Source organism: Thermoanaerobaculia bacterium (assembly GCA_018057705.1).
In the GTDB taxonomy this organism is placed as follows: domain Bacteria; phylum Acidobacteriota; class Thermoanaerobaculia; order Multivoradales; family JAGPDF01; genus JAGPDF01.
Map to the genome: position 1 here is coordinate 1 of JAGPDF010000084.1, position 11,413 is coordinate 11,413.

Genomic DNA, 11,413 nt, shown 5'->3' on the forward strand with positions numbered 1-11,413 from the left:
CGTCGCAGTCGAAATCGCCAGCGGCAAGCGCGGTGCCGAAACCGGCGTCGGCCTGGGGGCCGATTCCGAGGCCGTCCGAGGCCTGACTCCAGAACTGGGTGCCGACGGGGCCGAGCTCTCCGGGTTGCGCGAACGACGGTGCGGCGGGCAGGGTGGGGAGGAGGGCGACGAACGCCAGCAAGGAGGTGCGGTTCCTTCGGGGCATCTGGATCTCCTTTCCGAGATCCGCAGAGACTCGCCCCGCCCCCGGTCCGCTGTCTTTCCCGATCGGTTACCTGGTTCTCACGGAATCCTTCCGCCTTTCCCTAGAATGCGGTCATGAGCCGGGAGGACGCAGCGGAGAAGGGGCGGCCGTTCGAGATCGGACCGTGGCGGGTCGAGCCCGGGCTCGACCGGATCCGGCGCGGGAGCGATTCGGTCGCGCTCGAGCCGAGGGCCATGGACCTGCTCGTCTTTCTGGCGCGCCACGCGGGCGAGACGGTGTCGAAAGAGACCCTTCTGCAAGAGGTCTGGAAGGGCGCCTTCGTCGTCGAAGGCGTCATCCCGAAAACACTCTCCGCCTTGCGGGCGGCGCTCGGCGACGACGCCTCGCACCCGACCTTCGTCCTTACCGTGCCGCGACGCGGTTACCGTCTCGTCGCGCCAGTGCGCTGGCTCGAAGAGCCGCCGGGTGGAGATCCGGGGCCGGCCGGCGCGGAGCTGCTTGCGGCTGGCGGCGCGGCGGAGATCTCGGAGCGTCGTGCGGTGCCTCCGGTCGAGGGAGACAAGCCAGCGCTCGCGGGAAGCCCGAGATGGCTCCCCGCGGACCGTCGCCGCCGCCTGATTTCCATGACGCTCGGGCTCGCCGTGGCCGGCACTCTGGGGTGGCTCGTCCTCGCCTCGGGCGAGCACCCCCTCTTCGCGCCGTCGCGTTCTGCCCCTCCCGTCCCCGATGCGGTCGAGCGTCTGGTGCTCGAGGCGCGCAACCTCTGGGCGCAACGCGGAGTCGAGTCGGTGCGTCGTGCCACCGAACTGATGCAGGAGGCGGTGAAGGAGGCTCCGGCATCGGCCGAGGCTCACGCCTGGCTGGCGCTCTCGTTGATGACCCGGGCGAGCTACCTCGGCGGGGGAGAGGCCGCCTGCGCACAGGCTGCCGAGCAGGCGCGGCTCGCGATCGGGCTCGATCCGGACGATCCGATCGCGCTCTGCGCGGCGGGATTCCTGGCGCTCCAGGTCGATTTCGACGCCCGGCGCGCGATCGCGAATCTGGAACGATCGGTCGCGCTCGATCCGAAGTTCGTGCCGGCGCGACAGTTCCTCGCCGAGGCGTTGACGATCGCCGGCGAGCACGAGCGCGCCCTCGCGGAGATCGATCAGGCGCTGGCGCTCGAACCCCTCTCGGCGCTCCTCTACGGTGTCCGCGGCAACATCCTCCTGCGAGCGGATCGACCGCTGGCGGCGCTGGAGGCCTATGAACGCGTGCTCGTTCTCGAGCCGAAGTTCACCTGGGTGTACCGCAATCGCGCCCGGCCGCTCGTCCAGCTGGGCAGGGAGCAGGAGGCCCTGGAGTCGCTCTATAGCGAGAGGCGTCTCACGAACGAACGTCCGGAGCATCTGGCGACCCTGCGTGCGGCCATCGATCGCGAGGGGTTCGAAGGCTACTGGCGTTGGCGACTCGAGCGCTACGCGGCGCTGCGCGCGCAGGGCATCGAACCGCGCTCCTTCCCGCTGGCCGAGGCGCTCGCCGGGGCGGGCGAGCCGGAGGCGGCGCTCGCCGAGCTCGCCCGATCCGCCGTCTGCCCGGACGTCGACACTTTCCTCTACGGCCGCGAGAGCCCGGCCTTCGACAGTCTGCGCCACGACCCGCGCTTCGTCGCGATCTACGCGCGATTCGGCCTGTAGACTGCCCGGATGTCGGATCTGTCCGGAGCGGTCGTCCTCGCTCTCGTCGCGGCGGTCGGCTGGTCGTTGTTCGACCTCGAACGGCGCCTCCTCTCGGCGCGCGTCGAGGCGATGGCGCTGGTCGCCTGGGTGACGCTCGGAGCGCTGCCGCCGCTGGCGATCTGGGCGGCGCTCAGCGGGGCGAGTGGCCCTCAGGGAGTCCTGCAGGCAGAGCCCGGCTACTGGCTGCCCGCGATCAGCTCGGTCGTGATCAACCTGGTCGCGAACTTCACCTACTTCCGCTCGCTGCAGCTCTCGCCGCTCTCCAAGACACTGCCGATGCTCTCCTTCACGCCCGCCTTCGCCGCCGTCCTCGCGGCGCTCTTTCTCGGCGAGCGCCTGGGCCTGCGAGCCGTCGCCGGGCTCCTTCTCGTGGTGTTCGGAGCGCTGTTGCTCACGCTGCGCGAAGGGAGCGGTCTGCAGGGATTCTTCTCCGGCCTCCTCGAGGACCGCGGCTGCCGTCTCATGGTGGGCGTCGCTCTCCTCTGGTCGGCGACCCTGCTGCTCGACAAGCAGGCGCTGGCCGCCGGGTCGCCGCATCTGCACGCACTGGTGCTGAATGGCGGCGTGGCGCTGGGCGCCTTGTCCGTGCTCGGTGTGCGCGGCGACCTGCGAACGCTCGGGGGCTTGCGCGGCAGCGGATGGCTGCTGATGCTCGCGGTCGCCACGGGTGCCGTCGCGCTGGGCAGTCAGCTCGTGGCGCTCGGCGGGGTTCCGGTCGGTTTCCTCGAAACCGTGAAGCGTGGAGTCGGGGGAGTTCTCGCGGTGGTGTGGGGGCGCACTCTCTTCGCCGAGCCGGTGACCGCGGCCAAGTTCGCGGCCGTCGGTCTGATGACCGTGGGCGTCGCGCTGGTCGTGCTCTGACCGGACCCCACCGCCGGCGGCACTTCGATTATTCTTCCGCAATCGTGACGCGAGACCTTCCTGCCGCTGAACCGGTGGCCGCGAGCCGGGAGTGGCGCCGGCGGTGGCGGGTTGCGGCAGGGCTCGCGCTCACGGTGCCGATGCTTCTTGCCACGGTGGCCCAGGCGGAGGCCGGCGATCTCGCCCGGCTGCGCGATCCGATGACCGCCGGCCGGCCTTACAGCCGGCTCTTCCAGGATGTCGACGGGCTGCCGCAGAACACCATCCACGCCCTGACGGTCGATCGTGAGGGCTCGCTCTGGGTCGGGACTCAGGACGGAGCGGCCGCCTACGACGGACACGCCTGGACGCGTCTCGACCTGCCGCATCCGGACCGGTCGAACTTCGTGCGCTCGATGCTCGAATCCCGCGACGGTTCGCTCTGGTTCGGGCGCCAGACGGGTGGGCTGGCGCGTCGGCGCGACGGCAAATGGGTCGACGTCGATTTCGGTTCCACCGGACTCGAGGAGAAGCGGGTCAACGCCCTGCTCGAGACCCAGGGTGCCGAAGGCAGCCCGGTGCTCTGGGTGGGGACCGCCGACAGCGGAGTGCTGCGCTTCGACGGAGCGAACTGGACCGGCTTCGGACCGGCGGCCGGTCTGCCGAGCGCCCAGGTCTGGTCGCTGCTCGCGACCGACGGCGCCGAGGGGCGGCGGTTGTGGATCGGTACGACGGCCGGTCCGGCGACGCTGCGGCTCTCGGACGGCCGGATCGAGATTCCCGAGGGTGCCCCGAACGAATCGGTGAGCAGTCTTCTGGAGACCAAGAGTGCGGACGGCCTGCCGGCAGTCTGGGTCGGAACCTACGGTGGCGGGCTGTGGAGCTTCCGTGGCGGCGTCTGGCGCCGGTTCGGTCTCGCCGAGGGTCTGCCGAGCCTGTTCGTCACCGATCTCGCCGCGAGCCCGTCCGGTGGCGCCGATGCCCTCTGGATCGCGACCGACGGCGGCGGCGTCGCGCAGTTGCGTGACGGGGCGATCCGCACCGTGGAGCTCGGAGCCCTCCTCGCTTCGCGTGCGGTGTACAAGGTCCTCGAGACGCGTGCCGAACAGGGCGCCCAGGCGGTCTGGCTCGGAACCCGCAACAACGGGCTGATCCGCATGACCGAGGGGCTCTGGCGAGCCTTTCAGCCGTTCCCGGAGACGCCGAATGTCCCGGTCACGGCGATCCTCCACCGCGCCGAGCCCAACGGAGGGACGTCACTCTGGCTCGGTACCGACGGGTACGGTGTCGCAGTCTGGCGAGCCGGCGTGTGGACGAGGATCGATCAACGGTCGGGTGCGCTCGGCAACGACACGGTCCTCACGCTGGCCGAGTCGAGGGCGATCGGCGGCCGCCGCCGGATCTGGGTCGGAACCCGAAACGGTGGTCTGTCGAGCTTCGACGGCGAGCGCTGGCAGCGTTTCGATCAGGCCGGTGGCGACCTGCAGAGCGACCTCGTGCAGTCTCTGGTCGAGACCGTGGATGCCGACGGCAAGGGCACACTCTGGGTGGGGACTCGGAACGGACTCGACGCTTTCGATGGCGATCGTTGGCGCCGCAGCGGCGAGGAGGCGGGCCTCGGCGGCAACTCGATTCTCGCGCTCCTCGGATCGCGGGATCGCGCCGGCGCGGGTGAGCTCTGGGTGGGCACGACGAACGGCCTGTTCCGCAACTCCGCCGGCGCCTGGCGGCACTGGGACGAGGGTTCGGGCCTCAGCAATCGTTCGGTGCAGTCGCTTCACCAGAGCACCGCCGCCGACGGGCGCCGAATGCTCTGGATCGGAACGGACGGCGGTGGCGCCCTGGTCCTCGCCATGGACGATCCCGAGCCCACCCCCAAACCGATCTCCGGGCTCGGAGCTCCCCCGCTACCCAACGGCACGATCTATTCGATTCTCGAGGACCGCAACCGCCGGATCTACCTGTCCACGAATCGGGGCGTGTCGCGCCTCACGCCGACCGCGAGCGGGTATGCCAAAGAGGAGTTCACGACCGAGCACGGTCTGCCGCTCAACCAGGGTAACCGCGGTGCCGGCCGCGTGGACGAGGCGGGGCGCCTCTGGATCGGAACGATCGGCGGCGCTGCGGCCTTCGACCCCGCCGGGGAGTTCCGCGATCACCGGCCGAAGCGTCTCCGCCTGACCGCCCAGCCGGTCGGTTGCGCGGAGTGCCGGCTGTTCGATCGCGGCGCCCTGGCGCACGACCGGAACCGGATTCACTTTCAGTACGCCCTGCTGAGCTTCTTCGGCGAGCCGCTGACTCGCTACCGCACGCAGCTTTCGGGCTACGACGAGAATCCGTCGACCTGGACCTCCGCGGTGAGTCGCGAGGTCGCGGCGCTCGGTCCGGGCAGTTACGTCTTTCGCGTCTGGGGAAGGGATGCTTCGGGCAACATCGCGGGGCCGGAGGAGCTCTCCTTCGTGATCCGGCCCGCACCCTGGCAGACGCGGTGGGCGCAGCTGCTGCTGCTCTGCGCGGCCGGATTCCTGGTCTTTCTCGCTCTCCGGGCGCGCTCCCGGGCGCATCTTCGACGCGAGAAGGCGCTCGAAGAGCTGGTGGACGCGCGTACCCGACAGCTGCAACGTGCCAACGAGCTGCTGGTGGATCTCTCTTACGTCGACGCGCTGACTTCGGTGCCCAATCGACGCCGCTTCGACGAGCTGTTTCAGGACGAGTGGAAGCGCTGTCTGCGCGCCGGGTCGCCGCTGTCGCTGGTGATGATCGACATCGACAGTTTCAAGGGTTACAACGACACCTACGGCCATCTCGTCGGAGACGAATGCCTGCGGTCGGTGGCGCTCTGCCTCGCTGACGGCCTGGTGCGCCGCGGCGACGCGATCGCGCGCTACGGCGGCGAGGAGTTCGCCGTCATCCTGCCGGCGACAGAGACTGCCGGAGCGCTGCTCGTGGCCGAGCATCTGCGCCGGCGGGTCGAGCGCCTGGGCGTTCCGACGGCGGCGTCGAAGGTGGGCCGGGTGGTGACCGTGAGCTGCGGTCTCGCCACTACGCAGCCGACGATCGAGCAGGACCCCGCCGAGCTCTTCCGCCGCGCCGACGAGGCGCTCTACCGCGCCAAACGCGCCGGCGGCAACGCCACGCAGACGGGTTGACCCGGCGGTGGGTGCGGCGGGCGACGGCGGGCGCCACTGACGTCGCCGGCTCCGCGACCTCCCGCAGCGAAGGACTCTCCGGGATTTCAGGCCAGCGGCCAGCGGCGGGCGAGGTCGCGGCTGGCGGTGTAGTGCGCCAGGAGCTCGGCCATCGAATCGCCGCCGAACTTCTCGAGGCAGGCGTCGGCGAGGACGAGGGCGAGCATCGACTCCCCGATGACGCCGGCTGCCGGCAGCGCCGTGACGTCGCTGCGTTCGTACTGCGAGAGGTGCGGCTCGGCGCTGCCCAGGTCGTCGAGATCGACGCTCGGCAGGCCCGCGCGGAGGGTCGCGATCGGCTTCTTGTAGAGCGTTACCACGACGTCCTCGCCGTTGGTGATGCCGCCCTCGAGCCCGCCGGCGCGATTCGTGGCGCGCGGGAACCGGCCGTCCGGCGAGCGCTGGAGAATGGCGTCGTGCGCCGCGCTCCCGGGACCGCGGCTCGCCGCGATCGCCGAACCGAGCTCGACCGCCTTGACGGCCGGCACCGACATCATGGCCTGCGCGATCCGCCCGTCGAGCTTGTCGTTCCAGGCGACGTGCGAGCCGAGCCCGACCGGCACGCCGTGGGCGATGATCGTGACCGCACCGCCCAGGGTATCGCCCTGGGCTTTCGCCGCGTCCACGGCGCGCACCATCTCGGCTTCGAGCTCCGGGTCCACGGCGCGCAGCGGTGAGTCGTCGTCGACCCGGCGGATCTCCTCCCAGGAGGGCGTCGCCCGTCCGGCGCCGACCGGCCCGAGAGCCACCACCCCGCTCGCGATCTCGACGCCGAGCCGGGCGAGGAGCATCTTGGCGAGGGCGCCCGCGGCGACCCGCGCCGTGGTCTCGCGCGCCGAAGCCCGCTCGAGAATGTCGCGCAGGTCGCGGCGCAGGTACTTCTCGCCGCCGGCGAGGTCGGCATGCCCGGGACGGGGGCTCTTCAGCCGCCGCAACTCGGCGAAGGCCGGGTCGATCTCCGAAGCCACGGTCGACATGGCGCGCAGCCAGGCCGGCGAATCGAGATTCTCGATCCACAGGGCGATCGGCGACCCCAGCGTCTCGCCGCCGCGGACGCCGCCGCGAATCGTCGCCACATCGCGCTCGATCTGCATGCGCCGGCCACGGCCGTAGCCGTGCTGGCGGCGGGCCAGATCGCGCGTCAGAAGGCCGGTGTCCACCGCCAGGCCCGCCGGCATGCCGGAGAGGATCGCGGTCAGGCCGGTGCCGTGGCTTTCGCCGGCGGTGATGAGGGAGAGGCGGCGGAGCAAGGTGCGATCAGTCTACCGTGGCTGCGGCGTTGCCGATCGGCAGGTAGCGCTCGAACGGTGCCTTGAGCTCCTCGGGGAAGCGCACCGGCCGGCGCGTCCCGGCGTCGACCCACACGTGCTCGGTCGAGGCGGTGGCGAGGAGCGTGGCGCCGGCCGCGCCGGCGGGGTCGCCGCGCTCGATCCGGTACTCGAAGGTCACCCCGCGACTGCTGACCTTGTCGACCCAGCAGGCGGCGCGGACGGTGTCGCCATAGCGGGCCGGCGAGCGGTACGACAGGTGGACGCCGGTCACCAGCAGCAGGAGGCCGCGCTTCTCGATCTCGGCATAGTGGAAGCCGGCTTCGAGGCAGAGGCGGGTGCGCGCGAGCTCGCACCAGACGATGTAGTTGGCGTGGTGCACCACGCCCATCTGGTCGGTCTCGAAATAGCGCACCTCCACGTCGACGTCGACATGGTGGGGTGGCAGCCGGTGGCTCAGAACGGCCTCAGCGCGGCGGGTAGGCGGTGAGGTAGAAGTAGGCCGCTTCGAGCTCGTGGTCGCGCAGGTAGGTGACCTCGGGCCCCTTGCCCTTGAGTCCGCCCTGGGCGCCCTGGCTCCGATGCCGTGACCCGGCGACGAACTGCTTCGCCGAGTGCGAGGCGGTCATGCCGGAGAGGGGCGGAATGGCCGACTCGGTCGGACGCTTGCCGGTCGCCGGCGAGGCCTCGTGGCAGGTCTGACAGGTGCCCTTGACGATCAGCTCGCCGACCCGGTCGACCGGCAGCTGGAGCGTGCGGTCGGCGTGCTTCGGATCCTCGATCGACGCCAGGTGCTCGAGATAGCCGAGGAGGGCCTCGGACTCTTCGTTGGCCAGAAAGTTGAAGCCCGGCATCGAGCGCCCGCCGGCGGTGATCTGGTGCTGGAGGAGCTTCTCGGCGAGCTTCGCCCGGTCGGCTGCGCCCGCGCCCTGATCCTTCTGCCACTCGGCGGAGGTCGCCTTGACGAGGTTCACCAGCGGCAGGATCTCGGGCGCCATGCCGCGGCCGCCGGCGCCGTGGCAGGAGCGGCAGGTGAAGCGGAAGAGATCGGCGCCGCGCACTTCGAAGCCCTTGCGCAGCCAGCTCCCGTCCTTCGGGGCCGGGGCCGCGAGCTCGGGATCCTGCTCGTTCGGTCCCAGGGCGCCGACCCTGCCGAGCGCGGACTTGTCGAAGTTGCGGCCGAGCTTGTCGAGCCAGGAGGGGCCGGTCGCCGGAGTCGCTTCGGGGGTCGCGGCGAGGGCGGCGGAGCCGAAGGCGGCGGCGGCGAAAAGTCCGATCAGGGAGGGACGCAGAAAAGCGCGGAGTCCGTGCACGCAGGTCATGGCCGAAAATCTAGCACGGCCGGATCGACCGGGCGACTGCCTCGCGGGGTAGCCGGGCAACGCGGGGCGACTCGTGTGGTTGGAATTCGGTATCCTTCATGCTTCCGGCGCCCGGCGCCAGCCGAGCCACTCCGAGCCCCGACGCCCATGCCCATCTACCCCTACAGAGAGAAGCTGCCGCAGCTCGGAAGCGGGGTCTTCCTGGCGCCTTCCGCCGATCTCGCAGGAGAGATCGAGGTGGGGGACGACAGCTCGTTCTGGTTTCACACCGCGGCGCGGGGCGACGTGAACTGGATCCGGGTCGGGGCGCGGACCAGCGTCCAGGACGGCACCATCCTGCACGTCACGCACGAGCGCTTTCCGCTGCTCATCGGGGATGACGTCGTCATCGGCCACAGCTGCATGATCCACGGCTGCACACTTGCGGACGCCTGTCTGGTGGGCATCGGAGCGCGGGTCCTCGACGGCGCGGTGGTCGAAAGCGGCGCCCAGGTGGGCGCCGGGGCCGTCGTGCCGCCCGGGATGCGGGTGCCGGCGGGGCAACTCGCGCTCGGCGTGCCGGCGAAGATCGTCCGGCCGCTCTCCGATGCCGAGCGCGAAGCGATCCGCGAGATCGCCCGGCGTTACGTCCGGGTCAAGAACGAGTATCTCGCGACACTGGGCAGGGGCTTCTGAGGAGGGTGAAGATGGCGCAGCGCTTCCAGGCACCGAAGGGCACGCGCGACATCCTGCCCGCCGACTCGGCCCTCTGGGCCGCCGTCGAGGCCGTGGCGCGGGCGGTCTTCGGTCGCTACGGCTTCCGCGAGATCCGCACCCCGATCTTCGAGGAGACCGAGCTCTTCGCGCGCGGCGTCGGCGAGTCGTCCGACATCGTCGGCAAGGAGATGTACTCGTTCGTGGACAAGGGCGACCGCAATCTGACGCTGCGCCCCGAGAACACGGCTGCGGTCGTGCGGGCCTACGTCGAGCACGGCATGGCGCGGCAGCCGCAGCCGGTGAAGCTCTTCTACATCGGCCCGCAGTTCCGCTACGAGCGGCCGCAGAAGGGCCGCTATCGCCAGTTCCACCAGATCGGTGCCGAGCTCCTTGGCGGCAAGGGCGCGGAATCGGACGCCGAAGTCCTGCTGATGCTCGTCGCGCTCCTGGGCGAGCTCGGATTCCGGGACCTCAAGGTGCTGATCAACACGGTCGGCGACGAGGCCTCCCGTTCCGCCTACAGGGAGGCCCTGGTCGGCTATCTCGAGTCGCATCGCGAGAAGCTCAGCGACGAGAGCCTCCGGCGCCTGTCGACGAATCCGCTGCGCATCCTGGACAGCAAGAGTCCCCAGGAGCAGGAGCTCCTTGCCGGGGCGCCGCAACTGCGCGACTCGCTGACGGGAGAGAGCCGCGCCCACTTCGCGGCGGTCTGCGCCGCCTTGCAGCAGTTCGACGTCGCCTTCGAGGTTTCGCCGCGGCTGGTGCGCGGCCTGGACTACTACACCAATACCGTCTTCGAGATCGTCTCCGAGGGCCTGGGGTCGCAGAACGCGATCTGCGGCGGCGGGGCCTACGAGGGGCTGGTGGAGGAGCTGGGCGGCTCGCCGACCTATGGCGTCGGTTTCGCCATCGGCGAAGACCGGCTGCTCGATGTGCTGCCCGCCGACTCGCCGGCGCGCCGGGCCGGCCTGTTTCTCTCTGTCGGACCGGTGGTGGTCACCGACTCGGAAAAGCTTCCAGTAAAAGAAGGCGAGACTTCGACGGTGTTCGGACTGGTCGAGAGGTTGCGGCGTTCCGGGATTCCGTCGGTCGAAGGGGCAGGAAAGCAGGAGAAGGTCTACGAACGCGCCGTGGCGATGCTTTCTCCCGCCATCGTGTACATCGGTGAACGACGACCCGGCGACGGCGCCTGCAATGTCCGCATCCTTTCGACCGGCGAGCGCCTGCAACTCGACGAGTCGGAGCTCGCGCCGACTCTGAAGAGATTTTTTCCCTTTACTGGAGCTTTTGAGAGCCCTGCGCCCGCGATGTCGTTGCCCGCGGATGCGGTCGCCGATGTGGACGAAGAGTGAGCATGCCCTACGGGCACGAGGTGAGGTCATGAAGCGCAGAGGAGCAGGAACGCTGTCGCGTGCGGATATCGGATCGAAGGTCCTGTTGAAGGCCTGGGTGCAGCGGCGTCGCGACCATGGCGGCGTCCTCTTTCTCGACCTCCGGGACCGGAGCGGCGTCGCTCAGGTCGTGGCGAAGCCCGACCAGTCGGCCGAAGCCCTGGCGGCGCTCGACCCGGTGCGCTCCGAGTGGGTGGTGGAGGTCTTCGGCACGGTGATCGCGCGCGATCCCGAGGCCGTGAATCCGAAAATGACGACCGGCGAGGTCGAAGTCCTGGCCGAGCGCGCCGTGGTGCTCTCGAAGGCCGACCCCCTGCCGTTCGCGATCGACTCGCGCGCCGAGGTGGCGGAGGAGACCCGCCTCAAGTACCGGTTTCTCGACCTGCGGCGACCGGAGTTGGCGAGGAACTTCCTGCTGCGCCACGAGATCACCCACGCGGTGCGCGCCTATTTTCACGAGCAGGGATTTCTCGACATCGAGACGCCGATCCTGACCAAGTCGACCCCCGAAGGGGCGCGCGACTATCTGGTGCCGTCGCGCGTCCACCGCGGCGAGTTCTACGCCCTGCCGCAGTCGCCGCAGCTCTTCAAACAACTGCTGATGATCGCCGGGTTCGAGAAGTACATGCAGATCGCGCGCTGTTTTCGCGACGAGGATCTGCGTGCCGACCGCCAGCCCGAGTTCACCCAGATCGACCTCGAGATGTCGTTCCCGACCGAAGAGGACATCTTCGAGCTCATCGAGGGGCTTTTCGCGCGCATCTTTCCGATGGTCGGAATCGCCG

Annotated in this window: 10 protein-coding genes; 6 read left to right on the forward strand and 4 right to left on the reverse strand. The window is 70.1% G+C overall.

Features of this window, described 5'->3' with window-relative positions; translation table 11 throughout:
- Positions 1-205 (reverse strand): hypothetical protein (locus KBI44_18395; GenBank protein ID MBP9146456.1); only part of this gene is annotated, 205 nt, incomplete at its 3' end.
- A 113-nt stretch (positions 206-318) separates the two neighbouring features.
- On the opposite strand from KBI44_18395, the gene KBI44_18400 reads away from it, so the two are divergent.
- The 3 genes from KBI44_18400 to KBI44_18410 are packed head-to-tail and all read left to right on the forward strand — an operon-like array spanning position 319 to position 5,912.
- Entirely contained in the window at positions 319-1,881 is a 1,563-nt protein-coding gene (locus KBI44_18400) for a winged helix-turn-helix domain-containing protein (GenBank protein MBP9146457.1), read from the forward strand.
- Between the two features lie 9 nt (positions 1,882-1,890).
- On the forward strand, positions 1,891-2,784 hold the full coding sequence (locus KBI44_18405) for a DMT family transporter (protein MBP9146458.1): 894 nt from the start codon (positions 1,891-1,893) through the stop codon (positions 2,782-2,784).
- Positions 2,785-2,828: 44 nt separating this feature from the next.
- Positions 2,829-5,912 carry a diguanylate cyclase gene (locus tag KBI44_18410; GenBank protein MBP9146459.1) on the forward strand — a complete coding sequence of 1,028 codons (3,084 nt, stop codon included), beginning with the start codon at positions 2,829-2,831 and terminating at the stop codon, positions 5,910-5,912.
- 86 nt (positions 5,913-5,998) lie between these two features.
- On the opposite strand, the gene aroC is transcribed toward KBI44_18410, so the two are convergent.
- The 3 genes from aroC to KBI44_18425 all read right to left on the reverse strand — a co-directional run bounded on the left by aroC (position 5,999) and on the right by KBI44_18425 (position 8,541).
- Positions 5,999-7,201, reverse strand: coding sequence for a chorismate synthase (gene aroC / locus KBI44_18415; GenBank protein MBP9146460.1), 1,203 nt, complete (start codon positions 7,199-7,201; stop codon positions 5,999-6,001).
- 7 nt (positions 7,202-7,208) lie between these two features.
- Positions 7,209-7,610 carry an acyl-CoA thioesterase gene (locus tag KBI44_18420; GenBank protein ID MBP9146461.1) on the reverse strand — a complete coding sequence of 134 codons (402 nt, stop codon included), beginning with the start codon at positions 7,608-7,610 and terminating at the stop codon, positions 7,209-7,211.
- A 76-nt stretch (positions 7,611-7,686) separates the two neighbouring features.
- Positions 7,687-8,541 carry a cytochrome c gene (locus KBI44_18425; GenBank protein MBP9146462.1) on the reverse strand — a complete coding sequence of 285 codons (855 nt, stop codon included), beginning with the start codon at positions 8,539-8,541 and terminating at the stop codon, positions 7,687-7,689.
- Positions 8,542-8,688: 147 nt separating this feature from the next.
- Here KBI44_18425 and KBI44_18430 point away from each other — a divergent pair, with 147 nt between their 5' ends.
- From KBI44_18430 to aspS, 3 genes are all read left to right on the forward strand, one after another.
- Positions 8,689-9,216 (forward strand): gamma carbonic anhydrase family protein, encoded by a 528-nt coding sequence (locus KBI44_18430; GenBank protein MBP9146463.1) that lies wholly within the window; start codon positions 8,689-8,691, stop codon positions 9,214-9,216.
- An 11-nt stretch (positions 9,217-9,227) separates the two neighbouring features.
- Positions 9,228-10,589, forward strand: coding sequence for a histidine--tRNA ligase (locus KBI44_18435; GenBank protein ID MBP9146464.1), 1,362 nt, complete (start codon positions 9,228-9,230; stop codon positions 10,587-10,589).
- Between the two features lie 28 nt (positions 10,590-10,617).
- On the forward strand, positions 10,618-11,413 hold a 796-nt coding region (aspS, locus tag KBI44_18440; GenBank protein ID MBP9146465.1), incomplete at its 3' end, for an aspartate--tRNA ligase.

What these genes read in the sequence shown, in the direction of transcription:
- KBI44_18400 (MBP9146457.1), top strand. Translation starts at nt 319, where the DNA reads ATGAGCCGGGAGGACGCAGCGGAGAAGGGGCGGCCGTTCGAGATCGGA.
- KBI44_18405 (MBP9146458.1), top strand. Translation starts at nt 1,891, where the DNA reads ATGTCGGATCTGTCCGGAGCGGTCGTCCTCGCTCTCGTCGCGGCGGTC.
- KBI44_18420 (MBP9146461.1), bottom strand. Translation starts at nt 7,610, where the DNA reads ATGGGCGTGGTGCACCACGCCAACTACATCGTCTGGTGCGAGCTCGCG.
- KBI44_18425 (MBP9146462.1), bottom strand. Translation starts at nt 8,541, where the DNA reads ATGACCTGCGTGCACGGACTCCGCGCTTTTCTGCGTCCCTCCCTGATC.
- KBI44_18430 (MBP9146463.1), top strand. Translation starts at nt 8,689, where the DNA reads ATGCCCATCTACCCCTACAGAGAGAAGCTGCCGCAGCTCGGAAGCGGG.
- KBI44_18435 (MBP9146464.1), top strand. Translation starts at nt 9,228, where the DNA reads ATGGCGCAGCGCTTCCAGGCACCGAAGGGCACGCGCGACATCCTGCCC.